The 19626-nt window shown below is 40.9% G+C and carries 28 protein-coding genes; all 28 read left to right on the forward strand.

Features of this window, described 5'->3' with window-relative positions; all coding sequences use genetic code 11:
- The first annotated feature begins 64 nt into the window (after positions 1–64).
- The 28 genes from I2E21_RS08230 to I2E21_RS08360 all read left to right on the forward strand — a co-directional run bounded on the left by I2E21_RS08230 (position 65) and on the right by I2E21_RS08360 (position 19623).
- Positions 65–286 carry a hypothetical protein gene (locus tag I2E21_RS08230; protein ID WP_195411013.1) on the forward strand — a complete coding sequence of 74 codons (222 nt, stop codon included), beginning with the start codon at positions 65–67 and terminating at the stop codon, positions 284–286.
- Entirely contained in the window at positions 256–486 is a 231-nt protein-coding gene (locus tag I2E21_RS08235) for a hypothetical protein (RefSeq protein WP_195411014.1), read from the forward strand. The genes I2E21_RS08230 and I2E21_RS08235 overlap by 31 nt, the downstream gene beginning before the upstream one ends.
- Entirely contained in the window at positions 479–646 is a 168-nt protein-coding gene (locus tag I2E21_RS08240) for a hypothetical protein (protein ID WP_176781085.1), read from the forward strand. The genes I2E21_RS08235 and I2E21_RS08240 overlap by 8 nt, the downstream gene beginning before the upstream one ends.
- Complete coding sequence (locus I2E21_RS08245; RefSeq protein ID WP_195411015.1) at positions 643–954, forward strand: hypothetical protein; 312 nt, start codon at positions 643–645, stop codon at positions 952–954. Before I2E21_RS08240 ends, I2E21_RS08245 begins: the two co-directional genes overlap by 4 nt.
- Positions 954–1133, forward strand: a complete 180-nt coding sequence (locus I2E21_RS08250) for a hypothetical protein (protein WP_195411016.1) — start codon at positions 954–956, stop codon at positions 1131–1133. The genes I2E21_RS08245 and I2E21_RS08250 overlap by 1 nt, the downstream gene beginning before the upstream one ends.
- A complete protein-coding gene (locus I2E21_RS08255) occupies positions 1130–1495 on the forward strand; it encodes a hypothetical protein (RefSeq protein ID WP_195411017.1) in 366 nt (121 codons plus the stop codon). Before I2E21_RS08250 ends, I2E21_RS08255 begins: the two co-directional genes overlap by 4 nt.
- A gap of 160 nt (positions 1496–1655) precedes the next feature.
- Entirely contained in the window at positions 1656–2054 is a 399-nt protein-coding gene (locus I2E21_RS08260) for a helix-turn-helix domain-containing protein (RefSeq protein ID WP_195411018.1), read from the forward strand.
- Entirely contained in the window at positions 2038–3300 is a 1263-nt protein-coding gene (locus I2E21_RS08265; protein WP_195411019.1) for a terminase family protein, read from the forward strand. Before I2E21_RS08260 ends, I2E21_RS08265 begins: the two co-directional genes overlap by 17 nt.
- Position 3301: 1 nt before the next feature.
- Positions 3302–4627 (forward strand): phage capsid protein, encoded by a 1326-nt coding sequence (locus I2E21_RS08270; protein ID WP_195411020.1) that lies wholly within the window; start codon positions 3302–3304, stop codon positions 4625–4627.
- A complete protein-coding gene (locus I2E21_RS08275; protein ID WP_195411021.1) occupies positions 4627–6462 on the forward strand; it encodes a phage minor capsid protein in 1836 nt (611 codons plus the stop codon). The genes I2E21_RS08270 and I2E21_RS08275 overlap by 1 nt, the downstream gene beginning before the upstream one ends.
- Positions 6443–6574, forward strand: a complete 132-nt coding sequence (locus I2E21_RS12485) for a hypothetical protein (protein ID WP_279310060.1) — start codon at positions 6443–6445, stop codon at positions 6572–6574. The genes I2E21_RS08275 and I2E21_RS12485 overlap by 20 nt, the downstream gene beginning before the upstream one ends.
- Positions 6575–6684: 110 nt before the next feature.
- Positions 6685–6843, forward strand: a complete 159-nt coding sequence (locus I2E21_RS08280; protein ID WP_195411022.1) for a hypothetical protein — start codon at positions 6685–6687, stop codon at positions 6841–6843.
- 115 nt (positions 6844–6958) lie between these two features.
- Positions 6959–7519: a phage scaffolding protein gene (locus tag I2E21_RS08285; protein WP_195411023.1), complete on the forward strand. Its 561-nt coding sequence runs from the start codon at positions 6959–6961 to the stop codon at positions 7517–7519.
- Between the two features lie 18 nt (positions 7520–7537).
- Positions 7538–8416: a hypothetical protein gene (locus tag I2E21_RS08290; RefSeq protein ID WP_195411024.1), complete on the forward strand. Its 879-nt coding sequence runs from the start codon at positions 7538–7540 to the stop codon at positions 8414–8416.
- A 13-nt stretch (positions 8417–8429) separates the two neighbouring features.
- Positions 8430–8798 (forward strand): hypothetical protein, encoded by a 369-nt coding sequence (locus I2E21_RS08295; protein ID WP_195411025.1) that lies wholly within the window; start codon positions 8430–8432, stop codon positions 8796–8798.
- A 2-nt stretch (positions 8799–8800) separates the two neighbouring features.
- Positions 8801–9220 carry a hypothetical protein gene (locus I2E21_RS08300; RefSeq protein WP_195411026.1) on the forward strand — a complete coding sequence of 140 codons (420 nt, stop codon included), beginning with the start codon at positions 8801–8803 and terminating at the stop codon, positions 9218–9220.
- Between the two features lie 4 nt (positions 9221–9224).
- On the forward strand, positions 9225–9743 hold the full coding sequence (locus tag I2E21_RS08305) for a minor capsid protein (protein WP_195411027.1): 519 nt from the start codon (positions 9225–9227) through the stop codon (positions 9741–9743).
- Positions 9740–10168: a hypothetical protein gene (locus I2E21_RS08310; protein WP_195411028.1), complete on the forward strand. Its 429-nt coding sequence runs from the start codon at positions 9740–9742 to the stop codon at positions 10166–10168. Before I2E21_RS08305 ends, I2E21_RS08310 begins: the two co-directional genes overlap by 4 nt.
- A 26-nt stretch (positions 10169–10194) precedes the next feature.
- Entirely contained in the window at positions 10195–10701 is a 507-nt protein-coding gene (locus I2E21_RS08315) for a hypothetical protein (protein WP_195411029.1), read from the forward strand.
- An 11-nt stretch (positions 10702–10712) separates the two neighbouring features.
- Positions 10713–11138 (forward strand): hypothetical protein, encoded by a 426-nt coding sequence (locus tag I2E21_RS08320; RefSeq protein WP_195411030.1) that lies wholly within the window; start codon positions 10713–10715, stop codon positions 11136–11138.
- Entirely contained in the window at positions 11135–11692 is a 558-nt protein-coding gene (locus I2E21_RS08325; protein ID WP_195411031.1) for a Gp15 family bacteriophage protein, read from the forward strand. Before I2E21_RS08320 ends, I2E21_RS08325 begins: the two co-directional genes overlap by 4 nt.
- Positions 11693–11759: 67 nt before the next feature.
- Positions 11760–12080 (forward strand): hypothetical protein, encoded by a 321-nt coding sequence (locus I2E21_RS08330; protein WP_195411032.1) that lies wholly within the window; start codon positions 11760–11762, stop codon positions 12078–12080.
- 247 nt (positions 12081–12327) lie between these two features.
- Positions 12328–12663, forward strand: coding sequence for a hypothetical protein (locus I2E21_RS08335; protein ID WP_195411033.1), 336 nt, complete (start codon positions 12328–12330; stop codon positions 12661–12663).
- A gap of 127 nt (positions 12664–12790) precedes the next feature.
- Complete coding sequence (locus tag I2E21_RS08340) at positions 12791–12994, forward strand: hypothetical protein (protein WP_195411034.1); 204 nt, start codon at positions 12791–12793, stop codon at positions 12992–12994.
- A 1-nt stretch (position 12995) separates the two neighbouring features.
- Positions 12996–13568, forward strand: a complete 573-nt coding sequence (locus I2E21_RS08345) for an ORF6N domain-containing protein (RefSeq protein WP_195411035.1) — start codon at positions 12996–12998, stop codon at positions 13566–13568.
- Positions 13569–13680: 112 nt separating this feature from the next.
- Positions 13681–17904, forward strand: coding sequence for a hypothetical protein (locus I2E21_RS08350; protein ID WP_195411036.1), 4224 nt, complete (start codon positions 13681–13683; stop codon positions 17902–17904).
- A gap of 12 nt (positions 17905–17916) precedes the next feature.
- Positions 17917–18333 carry a DUF6711 family protein gene (locus I2E21_RS08355; RefSeq protein ID WP_195411037.1) on the forward strand — a complete coding sequence of 139 codons (417 nt, stop codon included), beginning with the start codon at positions 17917–17919 and terminating at the stop codon, positions 18331–18333.
- A gap of 12 nt (positions 18334–18345) precedes the next feature.
- Positions 18346–19623 (forward strand): hypothetical protein, encoded by a 1278-nt coding sequence (locus tag I2E21_RS08360; protein ID WP_195411038.1) that lies wholly within the window; start codon positions 18346–18348, stop codon positions 19621–19623.
- Positions 19624–19626: the final 3 nt, after the last annotated feature.

Below are 19626 nucleotides of genomic sequence, written 5' to 3' on the forward strand. Positions count from 1 at the left end.
TATTATTCAGAGGTCAAACTCGCAGATATGGCGAAAAAGTCAGAACTTTAAAGGAGTAAAAATTATGACAAGATATGAACTCGAAAGACATTTAGGGAAATATGTTGAAATCGTACTTTTTGACGGAACGGTGATTGAGGGCATTTTACATAAAACAGGTGAAAAAGCCTTTGAAAATGACGCTAATTTGTCAATACCAAAGTTACGATATTTCTGCACTTGTGGGATAAGGTTGTTAGTAATTGTGTTTTTAGATTGTCCCACATTAAAAAAATCAGTCGTATAAAAATTAAACTTAAAGTTGTTGACGAAGTTAAACTCTCAAAGTGGGTAAAAAAGAAAGACAGAAAAGTAGGTGAAGCGGAAGCATACTGCTTAACTTGCGGGAGAGAGGTTGTTTATCAAGTCATTAACAACCGTTATCAATTTGAAAACTATTGCCCTCATTGCGGTGCGAGAATGGATAAGGAGGAAAACAATGACTAATTACGAGAAAATCAAACAGATGTCAATTGACGAAATGGTTCAAGGTGATATTACTTTGCTCGGGTGTGTCGGTCATGTTCCGATGGAATATTGTAATAAATTCCACGGTAACTGCATTGATTGCAAAAAACATTGGCTTGAAAGTGAGGCAGAAGAATGACATCAAAAGAGACTATGCATAAAGCAATCAATACATACGGTGTGGGAAATCAGATAATAAAGACTGTCGAGGAACTGTCTGAATTATCGCAGGCTTTGTGTAAAAGCCTTATAAAATTAAATTATACTAAAGAAAAAATATCACTTGAAGATGATTTGAAATCTGTTGATAATATTTTTGAAGAAATGGCAGATGTTGAAATTATGCTTGAACAATGCAAGATAATGTTTCAATGTGATAAAGAAGTGAATAAATGGAAACAGAAAAAGATTGAGAGGCTTGAAAAAAGACTGGAGGGTGAAAATTAATGACACTTGACGAATTAAAAGCTGAAATATCTGAACGCATAGAAAGTGAACAGGACAAGTTGGACAGTCTTAACAACAGAAAAAGTCGAAAAGACAGAAACTATTACATAAGTGAGGGAATGTTGCTTGCATATGACATTGTGGCTGATTATCTTGATGATTTGGAGGTGATAACTTGACGGCTAAAGAGATTAAGGAGATTAACCGAGAGATTTCGAGACTGAGGGCGAAGATAGTACGCATTTCTGCCGAGGCGGATAACACAGCAGGCACGCTGGGTGAACGAATCGTTCCGTCAGGTCAGACCTCCGACAAGGTAGGCAATGCGGTGGTGCAGATTGCAGATATTCAGAGGGAGATACAAAACCTTGAAATCCGCCGAAACGCAGCGCTCAACAGCCTCTCCCGTGACGATTTTGTGGAGAACTGCTTGTTTATGCACCTTAGTTTGAGATACAGCTGGGCGAAGATAGCAGTTGATACAGGCGGAATAAATACACCGGATAACATAAGGAAAATGTGTAATCGTTATCATTGGTAATTTGTCCGTTTTTCCGTTCTAAGGGTGATATAATATAAAATGAAGAAATTGATAATAAGAGACATTTTGTAGTTCTCCTTTTTCAAAAATAACGGCAGACCGCTCTCACTTGAGGGCGGTTTTGCTTTTGCTGATTTTTACATAAAGAGAGGTGGTGACGGTGGCAAAAGGAAAGTATGAAAAATGGCTTAAAGAAGAAAATTTATTACTGCTTGAGGGTTGGGCAAGGGACGGCTTGACCGATGAGCAGATAGCTAAGAATATAGGAATTACAGTATCAACATTTTATGAGTGGAAGAAAAAGTATTCGGAGATTTCGGAGTCCTTAAAAAAGGGCAAAGAGGTTGTGGACTATGAAGTTGAAAATGCGTTGTTATCCTCTGCTCTTGGGGGCAACACAACGGCACAAATATTTTGGCTGAAAAACCGCCGCCCCGACAAGTGGCGTGATAAGCAAAAAGAGGAAACCGACAAGACCGCACTTGACAAGCTCGACAGCATTTTGAAAGAAATCAAAGATGACGCAGAAAGGAGCACAAACAATGCCGTACACGATTAAACAAAAAGAATATATCGCAAACGCTACACATCGTTGGAACATAAAAAGCGGTGCGGTGCGTTCGGGCAAAAGTTTTGTTGATGTCACCTGCATTGTGCCTATGCGTATTCGAGAGCGAATAGGTAAAGACGGTTTGTGCTTTATCATCGGAGTGTCAAAGGAAACAATCGAGCGAAATGTTTTACAGCCTATGCGTGAGCGTTACTCTTCCGACATTGTGGGTACAATCAACAGCCGAAACATTGCAAAGGTGTGCGGTGAAGATGTGTATTGTTTGGGTGCGGAAAAGGTCAGTCAGGTTGCTAAAATTCAGGGTGCGTCGGCAAAATATATTTACGGTGATGAGGTTGCAAAGTGGAACGAAGATGTTTTCAATATGCTTAAATCCCGACTTGACAAGCCTTATTCGTGCTTTGACGGCAGCTTAAACCCTGAACACCCAACTCATTGGCTCAAGAAATTTATAGACAGCGACGCAGATATTTATTTGCAGGAATACACGATTTTCGATAATAAATTCTTATCCGAGGAGTTTGTGAAGAACCTTTGCAATGAATATGAGGGTACAATTTTCTATGACCGTCTTATTCTTGGCAAGTGGGTGCGTGCCGAGGGTGCTATTTACCGCCGATTTGCCGATAATCCAAAAAAATTTTACTGTCAAATTACCGACAAAATCAACACGGATTTACCGTACAGGCAGTTTTTGAAATCGGAACTTGAAGAAGTGACAATCGGCATTGACTTTGGCGGCAATAAATCGGGCCACGCATTTGTGGCGACGGCAAAGGCAAGAGGCTACAATAATTTAATAGCGTTGAAAAGCGAACGACACTTCGGTGAATACGACGGAAACGATATTGACAGGCTGGCAATTAATTTTGCACAGTCTGTTTTTGATTTATGCGGTGTTGTGGACTTTGTGTATTGGGATAATGCCGAAACTGTACTCGGTCGAGGAATTAAAAGAGCGTTTGAGGAGCATTTTCCAAATACGATAGTCAGACCAGCACGCAAATGTCCTGTACAGGACCGTATTCAATGCCTGCTGCGACTTATGGGTGCAGGCAGGTTCTTTTACACTGACGGCTGCGACACGCTGAAAACGGCTCTTTGTGAGGCTGTTTGGAACGATAAAAAACTTGTTGACGAAAGACTTGACGATGGCTCAACCGACATCGACAGCCTTGACGGTTTTGAATACACATTTGAGCGGGATATGAAAAGATTTATAAGGGCGGTGTAATATGCAATTTTTAAACTATATGAAAGGAGTGTGGCAGAGGTTGTTTCCGCTGAAAGATATTAAGCAGGCACTTGGCATTAAGCCTGCAATTACAGACGATATGCTCTCAAGTATTGAGCTTTGGCAAAACTGCTTTTCGGGCAATGCCCCTTGGCTTAATGACGATGTAATAAGCCTTAGACTTGAGCAGTCAATCACAAGGGAGTTTGCAAACATCACGCTTAACGAAATGACAGCAAGCGTAAGCAATGACAAATTGCAGAAAATCTTTGAAACCGCAACGGAAGACCTTAACTCCGAATTGCAGTCGGGACTTGCAACAGGCGCAATGGTGATTAAACCATTAGGCGGCGACAAGGTGCAGTATATTTCCGCAAATGCCTTTGTGCCGATTGAATTTGACGCAAGGCATAGGCTTGTAAAAGTCATCTTTCCTGAATTTAAGAAGATCGGCGACAACTATTACACAAGGCTTGAATATCATAGCCTTGATAAGGACAAGGGCTTGACAATTACCAACACTGCTTATGTGTCTGCAAGTGAGGGGCAACTTGGAAGAGAAATTCCGCTTGTGGCAGTTGACGAGTGGGCAAGCCTGCCGAATGCTGTTACATACCCTGCAATGCTCCGCCCTGCTTTCGGTTATTTTCGTACACCGATTAAAAACACGATTGACGGCTCATCTTGCGGTGTTTCTGTCTACGCAAATGACATAAATCTTATTCGTAAAATAGACACACAATTCGGCAGACTTGATTGGGAGTTTGAGAGCGGCGAAAGGGCAATACATGTTGATGCCACAGCTTTCAAGAAAGAGGGTACTGAAAAACTCAACAAAAGACTTTACAAAGCTGTAGATGTTGACCTCGGAGATAATGAATTGTTCAAAGATTTTTCTCCTGCAATTCGTCAATCTGATATTACCGACGGGCTAAATACATATCTTCGCAGACTTGAATTTTCGGTCGGTCTTGCATATGGCGACCTATCCGACCCCGACACTGTCGCAAAGACGGCTACGGAGATATTATCGGCTAAGAACCGAAAGTACAACACTGTATCGGCAATTCAGAAACAGCTTAAATATTGTCTTGACGATTTGGTGTATGCTCTCGCCTTTTACAATTCGCTGACAACAAGCGGTTACACATTCGTTTGTGACTTTAAGGACAGTATTCTCACAGATGAACAGACCGAACGCACACAGGATATTCAGGACTTGAGTCTTGGAATTATGCGACCTGATGAGTATCGTATGAAATGGTACGGAGAGGACGAAAAGACAGCAAAAAAGAACCTGCCGCAGTCCTCGGAGGTTGTTGACTGATGTTTACTCCCGAAGTTACAGAGGCAATCCCGATTGCGCTTGAGCAAATTTTTGACAGCCTGCAAATGAGCATAATGACAGAAATAGTAAGAATGTTACTTGAAGCTGCGGAGATTATACCGTCAACAGGCTATAAAATGAGCAGATTATACGATTTAGGTACAAGCAAAAAGCGAATCAAAGACATTGTCGCAAGGACACTTAACCTTAGCGATAAAGAAGTTGAAAACATCTTTACAAATATAACGGAAAGCGGATATAACGAGGCGGAGAGTGCTTTTATTGAACAAGGCAAGGAGTTTATACCATATTCAGAAAACGAGCCACTACAGCAATTTGTGAGGGCCGTACAAGAGCAGACACAAAACGAATGTAAAAACATTACACAGTCAATGGGCTTTGCAAAGCGACAGCCTGACGGCAGTTTGGGCTTTACTCCCGTTGCAGACTATTATCAAGAAACACTTGATAAAGCCGTCACGGAAATTGCAAGCGGTGCGAGTGATTATAATACCGTACTCGAAAAAACCGTAACCGAAATGACAAACAGCGGATTGCGTACGGTTGACTATGCAAGCGGTCACAGCAATAGAGTTACCGTTGCGGCAAGGCGTGCGGTGTCAACAGGACTGAATCAGGTTGTGGGCAAAATCAATGAGGAAAACGCCGAAAAACTCGGCACAAATTACTTTGAGGTATCGTGGCACAGTGGAGCAAGGCCGAGCCATCAGGTGTGGCAAGGCAGAGTGTACAGTAAGGAAGAACTCGAGAGCGTGTGCGGACTTGGCACGGTAACAGGACTTTGCGGCGCAAACTGCTATCACTCATATTCGCCTTTCACTCCCGGCATAACTCCACGCACATACACGGATGAACAGCTCGACAAGATGAACGCAGAGGAAAACAAGCCTGTAGAATACAACGGCAAGACATACACAAAGTACGAGGCAACCCAAAGACAGCGCAGACTTGAAACCACAATGCGGGCACAAAGGCAGAAAATAAAATTGCTTGAAGAAGGCGGGGCTGACGAGCAAGCAATAATTAACGCTCGTGCAAGATATGTAAAAACTTCAGATGAATATGTGAACTTCTCAAAAAGCGTCGGACTTTCTCAACAATGGGACAGAGTGACAGTCGGCAGTAATACCGTAAAAGGCATTACAAAACCAAAGAAAGCCGAAATGCCGTTAAGAGGTATCAAGAATGTCGACGACGGAAAAATCAGAGGTATGAACAGCAATAAACATATTGCAAATTCTTCAAAAGGTGATATACTAAAAGAAGAAAGTAAAAAGTCGATTACACCTATAACTGATAAAGCTATCGAGCGAGTGCCGAAAGTTGATATTGACGGATATTCTGAAGAACAAAGGGTTGAAATTCAAAAACAACATAAGGAGCTTTTGAAATTTTCAAAAGAACATAACCAAAACAAAGAGGTAGCTTTTGTTTTTCGTGAAGATTTAACTGATAAAACACCATTGTTGGGTGCTGATGACCATTTGGATTTTGGCACAAGTTTGTCAGGTAAAGGCAATAATTTAATGATTTTGCATAATCACCCGAGAAATAGCAGCTTTTCTGATGTTGATATTTCTTTGTTTAAAAATTTAAAGTCATTAAAAACATTAACAATCGTAAAAAATAATGGTGATGTAGAATTTATTACAAAAGGTGATAATTTTAACGACGAAGTTTTTAAACTTGAATATAACAGGCTAAAAAAGAAAATGGTTAAAAATAATACCGATGCAGAATATGACAAGTTTATAAGTAAACTTCTTAATAAAACAAAGTCAGGAGTGATTTGGAGTGAAAAGAATATTCCATGAAGATGATTCGGTAATAAAAAAGATACTAAGCTCTATTGGCAATGATGAACTTTCAGAAGAAGAGAAAAAGCGTTCAATGTCAAATGAGTTTGACTACTTGGAAGAAGACTAACCGCTCCTTGTGGGCGGTTTTGTTATGCGTGAATTTAATACAGAGATTAGCACTTAATCAATCAGATTGAGTGCTTTTTTAATACCCAAAATCAGAAAGGCGGTGACAAAATGAAAGTAAAAGTAGTTGTGTCGTTTAACGATAAAATGAACGGTCTTATCAACAGACCTGTCAATGAAGTCTTTGAATGTACCAAAGACCGAGCGAAAAGCCTTATTGACCGAGGTTTTGTTATTGAGGTTGTAGACAACAAAAATAAAGCAGACTAAGCACCCTTGCATTTGATTGCATAGGTGCTTTTATTTTACCCCGCCGTTGGTTTATACGGCTGAATTTCTACCGCAGGCAAAGCGGAATATAAGCTATGCAGAAAGGATTTATATTATGAAGAACATACACACACTTCTCTCTGAAATCGGTATTACGATTCCCGATGAGAAAAAGGCAGAGTTTGACAAGGCGGTGCTTGCAAATTACAAGACTGTTGCAGAGGTTGAAAAAATCACAACAGCAAGAGATAATTACAAATCACAGCTTGAAACAGCACAGACAGCACTTAAAGAGTTTGAGGGCGTAGATGTCGAAAATCTTAAAGGCGAGATCGCAAAACTCAACACAAGCCTTAAAGACAAAGAAACCGAGTATCAGACAAAAATTGCCGATATGGAGTTTAACTCTGTACTTGACGGCGCTATTTCAAAGAGCGGTGCGAGAAACGCAACGGCGGTCAAGGCTTTGCTTGACCTTGACAGTCTTAAAACATCAAAAAATCAGGCAGACGATATTACTAAGGCTCTTGAAAGCGTTAAGAGCGAAAACAGCTATATGTTCGGTTCTGATGAGCCGTTCCAAAATCCTGTAAAGAATACAGGAAACGCAGGTATTAAGTCAAACCCTCTTGCAAGTATGAGAGCGGCAATGGGACTTAGTACAGACGAAAAATAATTAATGAGGTGAAAATTTATGGCAAATTCTATTGCACTTTTTAAAACTTACACAGCCTTGCTCGATGAGGTTTATAAGCAGTCGGCGCTTACAAGCGAGCTTGACGGTGCGTCTGACCTTGCAACAGCAGGTGCAAACTCAAACGAGCTTATTATTCCGATGATTTCAATGGACGGTCTTGCGGATTACAGTCGTAACAGCGGTTATGTGAACGGCGATGTTACACTCACAAACGAAACCGTAAAATGCAACTTTGATCGAGGCAGAATGTTCAATGTGGACACAATGGACAATATCGAAACCGCAGGCGTTGCGTTCGGCAGACTTTCGGGCGAGTTTATCCGCACAAAGGTTGTGCCGGAGCTTGACGCATTCCGCTTTGCCGCATACGCAAGTCACGCAGGTATTACCTCTGCCACACCTGCAAACCTTACCACAGGTGCGGCAGTAATCGAGGCACTCCGCAAGGGTACTACTCAGATGGACGAGGACGAAGTTCCGTACGAGCAGCGTTACCTTTACATTACACCAACTCTTTACGGACTTGTGCAGGATTTGGACACAACAAAGTCAAGAGAGGTTCTCAGCAGATTTGCTAAGATTATCACAGTGCCGCAGACACGCTTTTATACAGCGATTGAACAGCTTGACGGCACATCAAGCGGCAAGACCAAGGGCGGCTATCAGAAAGCCACTGCCGCCTCAAACATCAACTTTATGATTATTCATAAGCCTGCGCTTTTTCAGTTTACAAAGCACCTTGATACCAAGGTCATCGAACCTGCTGTGAATCAGGATTCGGACGGTTACAAGTTCGGTTACAGAATGGTAGGCATTGCAGATGTTTACGAAAATAAGACAGCGGGCATTTATCTCCACGCTGCCGCTAAGGCTTAAGAAGGTGCTAATATTGACCGTTTACGCTGACGAAAATTATTATAAATCCGAATATCTATGTGGCAGAAAAGCGGTCATTACCTCCGCTTTTGCCTACTATGCAAGAGAGGCAACGCTTATTATTAATGCTTACACAGGCTCAAATATCGACGATACAAAGGATATAATCGAGCCTGTGAAACTTTGTTGCTGTGAGGTCGCAGAGCTGATGTATAAAGCCGATAATATGAGCGGCAGTGAGGGCATAACATCAGAAAAAGTCGGAGATGTGTCACGCTCGTATGAAAGCTGTGAGGTTCGCAAAAAGCAACTTACACGATGTGTTAAATCCGCAGTATATAAGTATCTTGCAGACACAGACCTTTTGTACAGAGGTGTTTGATTATGTTTACGGATACTATGATGACCCTTTACAGATTTAACGGCAAAGGGTTTGACAGGCTTATTATTCCGCATTGCCATTGGCAGGAGTGCAAAGCCGCTAACGTACTTAAAAGCGGAATGCAGAACGCTGACGGAATAGCTATATACATTCCGTTAAATGCGCTTGTTCTTGCTCCGAATGATTTTTTATTTCCGAGCAACGGTCTGTTTCCAAACGCTGATATATCCCCTCTGTCCCCCTCTCAAGACATTATTGTAAAAGGTGAGTGTAATTTCATCTTTGATAATTCAAGCGACAGGAGCGTATCAGAGAGCCTAAAAACCTTGCGTGACAAATACGAAATTCACACAGTAATGAGTATTGACCGTTTGCTTTACGGCCCTGCGGATTTACAGCACATCAAAGTATCTGCGAGGTGATTAAATGCTTTTTAATGTAAATCAGCCGACAGATGTTAGCGGCACTCTTTCTCTCAAGTGGAATAAAGAATTTGCTAATGATTTAAACAAGCATATAGCAAGAGCACAACGAGAGGTTGACAAGGATTGCATTAAGCTGATGAAGCCGTACACACCTTTTAAAATGGGTGTACTCGAAAACTCCGCAACTATACATACCGTTATCGGCAGTGGAGAAATTAAACAGATTACACCTTATGCAAGGTATCTTTACTATGGCAAGGTGTATGGTCCTAACTATCCGATCGTGCGAGAAAAAGACGGTACTGAGCATATCGTATTCGGACGCTATAGCGGTGACGGCATTATAATCGGTTGGCGAAGTCCTAAAGGCAAGAAAAAACACCCGACAGGCAGAGATATTCACTACAGCAAGGACAAGCACCCGCTTGCGGGCAAAATGTGGTTTGAGCGAATGAAAGCCGACCGCAAAGGAGATATTCTGCAAGCGGCGGCAAGAAGACTTGGGAGTAATGCAAAATGAATATAATCGAACTTGTAAGGTCCGTTGTGCAGGAGTTTCCGAAAATCGGCGAGCTTGTGCACATTGATTATTCAACAAACAAAGTACAGGATTTTGGACTTTCTCCGACAGGTGACACGCTTGTCAGCGAAGACATTTTAGGAAATCAAACACGCAATCACACCTTTATCCTGTACGCTACCTGTCAGTCGCTCAACGACTATGACCGCCTTGTAAACAGCGGAATGCTGCTTGAACTGCAAATGTGGCTTGAACGGCACGCAGAGGGTGACATAGAAGTTGAAGTCGGCGACAACGTTTTATACGGTGAGCTTAAAAAACTCACTTGCTCAAACGGAATGCTTTACAGCATACCTGACGAAAACAACAACGGCGGTGTTCAGTACCAATTGCAAATCACCGCCCAATACGCTATTGAAAATTGATTAAAAATTGAAAGTGAGGAATTATTATGGCAGCATCAACACCCGATATCGGTAAACTCAAAAGAAGTTACCTTTTACATTTTATTGACGCAAGCTTTGGCACAGGCGAAAGTCCAAAGTGGTATCTTATCGGCAAGGACATTGACGATATGTCGGTCGAGCTTAGTCCGGACACAAGCACAGTAAAGAACATTCTTGATGAAACCTCTGTAAATGACAACGGCTACGAGCCTACCCTTGACGCAGGTACATATTACGCAAACACAGGGGACAGTATTTATACAAAAATTAAGGACATTGCAATGAACCGCCTTACCGGTGATGACTGCAAAACCAAAATTCTTGAAGTGCTCATTGACAAGAAAACAGGCCCTTATGATGCTTGGATTGAGGACTGCATCGTTAAACCGCAGTCATACGGCGGTGCACAGGGCGGTGTAAACATTCCGTTTAATGTCACATTTGACGGCAACAGAAAGCAGGGTACAGCGACAATCTCAGATAAGGTACCGACATTTACCGAAACTGTATAAGGAGTGATTCTATGCAGAGTTTGAATTTTAAAACACCCTTAAAAACATATGCAATCAACAATGATGAAAACACAGTAATTAAGATTAACACCACAGACTACTCACTCGTTGAGCGACTCAACAAGCTGACAGAACGCACAGAAGAGCTTGTGCAGAAGTACAAGAATATGAAACCCGAGGATGTAACCTTTGAAATTTTTCTTGATGTTGACAATGAAATCCGCCGAGAAATAGACTATGTTCTCGGTGCAGGTGTAAGTCAGGGTGCGTTTGGCGATGTAAATTGCCTTTCAATCTGTGATGATGGCAGTATGATTTTTGAGAACTTTCTCAACTGCGTTGTGCCGGTCATCGTAAGTGACATTGAAAACGCACACGCTCAGCAGAGCAAGCATATTGAGAAGTACCTCAATCAAGCAAAGAGGCTTGCAAAGTGATTGGATTACTTCCTACAAGCCTTGAAATAGACGGAGAGCAGTACGAGATTAATTCCGATTTTCGTATTGCTCTCTTGATTTTCGAGGCTTATGCCGACAAAGAGCTAACCTACGGCGAAAAAGCGGCAGTATGCTTGAATTGCTTATACAAGGAAGTTCCAAAGAATGTTGAGGAGGCACTCAAAAAGGCATTGTGGTTTCTTGACGGCGGAGATGTGCCGAAATCGAAAAAAGCTCCAGTCAAAATTATTGATTGGAGCTATGACGAAAGCATTATTTTCCCAGCACTTAACAAGGTTGCAGGCTTTGAAACAAGGATTGCAAGCTATGTGCATTGGTGGACTTTTCTCGGCTATTTCAGCGAGGTAGGCGACGGATTGCTCTCGCAGGTAATGAACATAAGAGGCAAGCGTGCTAAGGGCAAAAAGCTTGAAAAATGGGAGCGTGATTTTTACAATGAGCACAAAGAGCTTGTTGACATCAAGGAAAAGCTCTCTCCCGAACAGCAAGCAGAACTTGACGCCGAAGAGGATTTTATAAACAATCTTGTATAGGTGTTACACAAAATTATTGTTGACAATACACAAACTTTGTTATATTATGTAACAGAGGAGTGATTTTATGAACAGCAAATTTTACAAGGGTTTAACTCTCTGTATTGCGGTTTTTGGTATAATTATAGGTCTATTAATGGCATATGAGTATAAAACTATTGTTGCGTTAATAAGTGTGTGGACTGGTACAGCTTTCTTGTGTTTCATTTTTGGTGGAATTGCAAAGATACTTGTGTACCTTGAAAAATTATGTATAACAGGTAAAGAAGCGGACAATGAACTCAAAGAACCAAGAGCTGACTGGAAATGCCCTGTATGTAGTCAAATAAATAAAGGAAATGATAGGGTGTGTGTCAAGTGTCATTGGAAAAGATTAACTAAAGGTTAATTGGTATATATGAGGGTAGCTGTTAAAATCTATCCATATTGGATTTTAAAACGCTTATACATTTCTTTTGACGGAGAATGTATATCCACTATAAATCTATCCATACTGGATTTTAAAGTAATGGATTAAAAAACAATGAAAAAGCCACTCCAAACGGGGTGGCTAAAATTTTTCAAATTATTTTTAAATAGGTATTGACATATGAACATAAACGGTGTACTATATGAACATAGGAGGCGAATGACGAATGAGAAAAGCTTTTAGGACAACAATAGATGAAGATGTACTATTCGAATTGAAGAAAATGGCACTTGAAAAGGGGTGTCATGTAAATGACATAATAGAAAAATTAGTCATTGATAATCTTCATGAACAGTATTTTACTAAGGACCTCAAAAAATTTCCTGAAATGAATTTAGCAGAAAAGCAATCTTATTTAAAAAGAAGAGTGTCAAAAGTAATACAGGATGTTATGGATGAGTGTAATCTTAAAATAAAACCGTCTAATTTTACTGATATTATGGCAAGAACCATATCAGACTTAATTCTTTCGGACGATATATTGTTTCCTAAAAAGAAATAACGGCAACTATCCACCGACCAAAGCGATTAGTTACCGTTACAAAAAGACAGAAGTATCTCTATCTGAAATCTATTATATCATTTAGCGGAACTTCTGTCAAATTAAAATTATGATAGGAGTTTTTATTATGGCTTGTGTAAAGAATGTAAAAAATGTAATCAAAAGTGTTCGTGGCACTATTAATCCATATTATGATATGGGCTACGAGAACGTTACGGAAATTTATCGTACCAATTCAAGTGTATGTGATATGATTTGCGATGCATTCGCATTTGGATATGCTCAAGGCATTAAAGCTGCAAAAGCTGAAATGAGAAAGGCGGTTAAATGATATGAAAGCTATGGAATACAAAGGACAGAAAGTTATTACAACTGCAATGCTTGCAGAGGCATACGGAACTGATACAACAAATATCAGAAACAATTTCAAGAGAAATAAAGAAAAGTTCATAGAGGGAAAGCATTATTTCTATTTACAGGGTGACGAACTCAAAGAATTTAAAAAGGTAGTAACCGAAAGTTACTTCCCTAATAATATGGTTACTCGCCTTTACCTCTGGACCGAACGAGGGGCAAATCACCACTGCAAAATTCTTGATACAGACAAGGCGTGGGAGCAGTTTGAAAATCTCGAGGAAACATATTTCAGAGTAAAAGAAGCGGTTAATGCATTTGTTTCTCCAGATACGGTAAAGTATCTTAACGGTGTTGCTAATTATCTGCGTATTCAGCGTGCAATTATGAAAGACAAAGGATGTACACCTCTTGAAATTGCTCAAATGGATAAACTGACTTGCGATACATATGGAATACCTGTTCCGGACAGCCTGTCAGCCCCTAAGGCATACGAACAGCTTGCGATTGCAGGTATAACACAAAAGAAACTTGAAGCAAAGAACTCATAACAACTAAATAAGCTAATTACAGCGTACATCTTCGGGTGTGCGCTGTTTTTATACCACAAGGGTGTCACATTTCGTTACGCCCTTTATTTTATATTGAAAGGAGTGTGATTACATGGCGGTTGACGGTAGCTTGATTTTTAATACTAAAATCGACACAAGCGGTCTTAACAGCGATATTGCAAGAATCAATAAAGCTATTGAGGCAGCTCAGAGCAAGGCTCAGGCAGGTGCTAAGACTACTGCTCAGACTGCACAAAATGCAACTCAACAAGTGTCAAATTCTGCCGACAAAATAGTTGATGAAGTTAAAAACAACACATCAGATATTGGCGCTCAGATACAAAATATAATTGCTGATACAGAGAGAAGTGCAAAGTCGAAAGCAATGTCTATTGCTTCTATTCTGAAACGAACAGGAATGACACAAGCAGAGGCAATGCAGGCAGCTTGGGATAAAGTAAACAGTTCTGTTTCACAGCAAGTGAAAAAAACAAATTCAGAGGTTGAGCAAGAAACAGAAAAAACAGGCAAAAATATTAAAGAAAATACTGATTTATACAGTAAACAGGTTCTTGATGTGCTGAAAAGCATTGATAAAAATGTTGCAGACAGCTCAAAAAATATATCTGAAAAGGTACAGAAAGCAGTGACTTTGAGTGCAAATAAAGCTAAGCAGTCGCTTACAACAGTCAGAACGGCTGTTGACAGACTGCAAAGCAAGGCGAAAATGATTGGCAGAACGCTGCTTACCGCTTTCGGTACGGCGGCGGTTGTGAGCTTTGGCAAGGAAAGCATAGAGCTTGGCTCAGACCTTGCAGAAGTGCAGAATGTAGTTGATGTTACTTTCAGCCATATGTCTGTAAGTGTGGACGATTGGGCAAAGTCGGCACAAAAATCCTACGGCTTGTCTGAAACTATGGCTAAAAAATATGTCGGCACTTTTGGTTCTATGGCGGAGGCTTTCGGCTTTACTGAACAGCAGGCATTTGATATGTCCACATCATTAACTGCTCTTACGGGCGATGTGGCGTCATTTTATAACATCACACAAGATGAGGCATACACAAAACTAAAATCTGTTTTCAGCGGTGAAACAGAAACGCTCAAAGACCTTGGCATTGTGATGACGCAGAACGCACTTGACAATTACGCAATGGCAAACGGATGGGGCAAGACCACATCTGCTATGACTGAGGCAGAAAAGGTAACGCTTAGATATAACTTTGTACTCGGTCAGTTGAGCAATGCAACGGGTGACTTTACCCGAACGCAAAACAGTTGGGCAAATCAAACGAGAATTTTACAGCTGCAGTTTGACAGTATCAAGGCTACAATCGGTCAAGGCTTGATAAATGCTTTTACTCCGCTGCTTAATTGCATTAATCAGTTTATCTCAAGACTTAGCGTTGCGGCACAGAAATTTAAAGACTTTACAGCTCAGGTGTTCGGCTATTCTACGGCAACAAGCAATGCGACAAGCTCAGCTGTAAGCGATATGTCAGACCTTGCAAGTCAAGCGGACAGCTCTACTTCTGAGATTGAAAAAACATCGGAGGCAGCTGAAGACTTGCAGAAAAACCTTGCAGGCTTTGATGAACTCAATGTGATGAGCGACACCTCGGACAACAGCTCAGACACAAGTACGCAAGCGTCAAGTTCTGAAATCAAATCAATGCAAAATGCACTTGAGCAATCTATGCTTGACAGCGACAGGCGTACAAGCAAGACTATTGACAATATTATAAATTCGCTTGACAAGGTAAAAACCGCCTGCGTAACGATTAAAAATTCGTGGGCAAAAGTGTGGAATAACGGCACAGGCGAAAAGGTGCTTGGAAATATTAACTCATTAATTAACACTTTTGTAGGCACAGTTGGTGATATTGCAGAGGCTTTTACAAATGCTTGGGACAAAGCAGGCTTAGGCGACAGCGTGGTGCAATCGTTTATCGACAAATGGAACAGCCTTGTTGAGCTTTTGGATACGGTAGGCGATACATTCAGGCAGGTGTGGAATGACGGTAAGGGCGAGAAAATTTGGAGCAATATACTTGAGGTTATCCGCAACTGCAATAACTATACTGAAACTCTCAGAACCAAAATTAAAGACGCTTGGGAGAAAAACGATACAGGCAGAAAAATTTGGGAGAGCATATTAGGCATTGTCGAAGATATAACAGGGCTGCTTGATGAAATGTCAGCTGACCGCCTCGAATGGCTTGAGGACCTTGACATTAACCCCGTTGCACAGGCGGTTGAACGCTTGACCGAGGGATTCAGAAATCTGCTCAAGGCTTGCGGAGATAAGCTAAAACAAGCGTACAAGAATGTTTTATTGCCGCTTGCAAAATGGACGATTGAGAAAGCTGTACCGACTGTTGTCAACGCTTTGTCTGAGGCACTTAAGTTTTTAGGAAGTGTAATAAAGAAAATTCCTATTTCTGTTATCACCGGCATTGCCGCTGCAATAGGTACAGTGGTGGCTGCTATTAAAGGCTTTAAGGTGTATAAGGAATTTAAGTCTGCGATAGAAAACATAAAGAAAAGCCTTTCTGCGCTTAAAACTGCGATAACGGCTCACCCTTACGCAGCTGCTTTTATGGCTATTGCAACGGCTGTAACTGCGGTGGTTTCTGCAATTAAAGTTTACAATCAAGAAAAGTGGAGCAATTCCTCTTTGAAAAATGAGCTTGACAAAACACAAGAGCTTACAGACAAATGGCAGACCTTGTCTGATGAAATGTCAAGCAAAATAAACGAGATTAACGATACAAAGCTCGATTTACAAGTCGATTTTGATACTGTTGACAAGCTAAAAGACAGGTTGGAAGAAATAATTGCAGACGGTACTATTGACGAGAGCGAAAAAGGCGAATACACAACTATCGTTGATTTGCTTTCTGAGAAAGTGGATGGATTTGACGAACATTGGAACAGTATAACATTTGAAGAAATTGACGGCAATATAGTTATTCATGACAACATAGACACCGTCACTAAAAATCTTGACGAACTTGTAGACAAATGGGAAATTGCTCAGGCGAAACTGACTTTAAGCTCTATGTATTCCGATTTAACAACAGAAAAGAAAAAGGCTGAAATTCAGCTTGAAACTGCAATGAAAGAGGATAATACAGGCAAAATCAAAGAAGAACTTGAGGATTATATCTATCAAAATTCTATTCTCAGCAAAAAGGAGGCTAAGTATTACACAGAGGAATTAATTAAGCAAAAGGGCGATAGGGTCAAAACAAAAAAGGCTATTTTGGAAAAAGCCAATAACGGAATGCTTGATAAAAACGAATATAAAAATTTGATTTACAGCGATAACGGACAAATTAATATGCTGTATGGCGGTAACGATACAATGGAGCATATGCAGGAGTCGGTTGACGAGTATTGGAAAGCAAGTGACGCTTTACAGGAATTGCAAAACAATGTGAATGCCTACACTGATGAACAAGACAAATGTTACGGCTCTCTCAAGGCTATTAACGGTGAAACTAAGGATTATAATGCTTATCTTCGTCTGTCATCGGAATACGGACTTGAACATGATACGGTTCTCTCGCTTTTGAAAGACGACGGCATAACTACTTGGGAGGAGCTCGAGGCAGCGGCACAAACAGGAACAGAATCAGTACACAAGAATGTGAAAAAAGCATCGGGTGCTGTTGTTGATTCACAAGAGGAAACACAGGGTGTGCTGATCTGCACAAAGCAAGCGTTTGGCGACCTTGACGGTACAGTTAATAAAACAAGCCAAAATTCCGCCAATGTATTTTCAAAAAATACAAACCGCATTTCAGGCTCGGCACAGACTATGGCAGACCGCATTTCTAACGCACTAACGGCAATCAAAACAGTCTTTTCAAATGTTTTTGAACCCTTGTATAACATCATCAAAAAGCCTCTTAACAATGTTTTAACCGGACTTGAAAATTTTATCAATGGCTTTATTTCAGCGTTGAACGGAATGTTAAGCGGTGTGGATACGGTTGCTAACGCTATCGGCAAGCTATTCGGACAGGAATGGCACGCAGGTCGGCTTGATAAGGTGCACATCCCCAAACTTGCTACAGGCACATATGTACCTGCAAATTACGGTGAATTTCTAGCAGTTCTCGGCGATAATAAGCGTGAACCTGAGGTAGTATCTCCGATTTCTGCGATGAAACAGGCTATGGCTGAGGTACTTGCTGAATATGGCGGAGCGGGCAACGGCGGTGATATTCACATTACCTTAACTATGCCCGACGGCAGGGTGCTTTTTGAGGCTGTTGCTGATGAGAACAACAAAATCAAGAAACGCACAGGCAGGTCCGCTTTTGCGTAAGGAGGGATAAGATTGAGTGAATTTAAAGGCTATTTAATTAAATTCCCGAAAAACGGCTTGCAGTTTCCACATAAGCTCATAGCTAAAGAGAGTTATCAAGCCACACCTTTACAGCGTACGGAGATTAAAGCTTATCGTGACAGCAACAACCTTTTAAGGCGAGTAACATCACCGAACAACAAGACGAAGATTACATTCAATACCAAGGACGGTCTTACCCTTGCTGAAATGAGAACTATTCGCAGTGTTTTAAACGGTGCTATGTCAAATTCTCAGCAACGCAAGCTCAATGTTGAATACTGGGACGATGAACTTCTTGCGTACCGCACTATGACCGCATATATACCCGATATAACATACACGCCAAAGCTTATTACCGCAGACAACATTAAATATGCGGCGGTAACATTTACATTTATTGAATATTAAGAGGTGGTTAATTTGCTTGAGGTTTCAAGCCTGCACAAAAAGCAGACTATTGAAAATCTGATTGAAAACACGCTTACAGTTTCATTTCCAAACGGTGAATACGAGGACATTACCGAGGAAAACATAGCAAGCGAAAGTATGAGCATTAAACAGTCAATTTGTGATGAAAGCAAGCTGAAATTTGGTGGCTGTATTGCCGCTGAAATTAACATTGACATTGTAAATTCAATTGACAGAACCTTTACAAATGACCTTGTAGGCAAATGGATAAGCGTAAAATTAACGCAGCGTTTTCCGAGCGGAGAAAAGCTGCTGCCATCTGCAAAGCTGTTTTTAGGTACATCACTTTTGCCGGGAGAAACCGTAGCTGCAAAGGAATATTATTTGTTTAGCGGTATTATTGACAGTGCCAAGCTCGACAAGAATAACCGCAATAAGCGACACATTGTCGCTTATGACGCACTCTCTATGTTATATGATATTGACGCAACAAATAAGCTGTTTGATTTATGGAAAACTTATCCAAACGGCTATAAAATCGGCGAATTGGTTGTGCAATGCCTTAACTACAACGGAAAGCATATGATTCAGGTCGAGGATAACAAAGAAATTCTCGACGAGGTGATAAACCAATCAACAGGCTTAACTGTACGAAATTTCCCGACATACAACAGAGCATGGCTTGAGGACTCAAATACAATTACATACGGCGAGCTGCTCAAGAATTGTTGTGAATTGCTCGGAGTATTCGGAACAATTATTCCTAATGCAAGCTATGGTGTTTTTAGATACATCGAACTCGGCAAGAGTACAGAAACATACGATTTTTACGAAAACTTATACGCAGAAGAATACGATTGCAGCGGCTACAACGATTTTGTGTTTATCAACGGTTATTCGTCAAGGGAGAAAAAAACAATCGAGTTTGAAACTTTGTGGGGCGATGAGTCGAACAGTTATGACTTAACAAAAAATACAGTCTGCCGACAGGAGGATGACGGCACAGGCGGTTCGGCAATACACAATGTACAAAATCTTCTTAACGGCAAAACAGGCGAACGATTTTATAATTGCTCCTATACACCGCTTACAACTACTCTCGACGGCAGACCTTGGGTGCAGATTGGTGACGGAATAGAAATTGAAAGCTATGTTACTGATTCAAACGGTGATTTTGTATATGATAACGCAGGACAACCTAAAAAAGAAAAAGTAAAAGCCTATGTGCTGAGCCGTACACTGAGCGGAATTAAAGCTCTGACAGACAGCATAGAGGCAAAGGGGGAATAAATA

Source organism: Ruminococcus sp. BSD2780120874_150323_B10 (genome assembly GCF_015553695.1).
Classification (GTDB): domain Bacteria; phylum Bacillota; class Clostridia; order Oscillospirales; family Acutalibacteraceae; genus Ruminococcoides; species Ruminococcoides intestinale_A.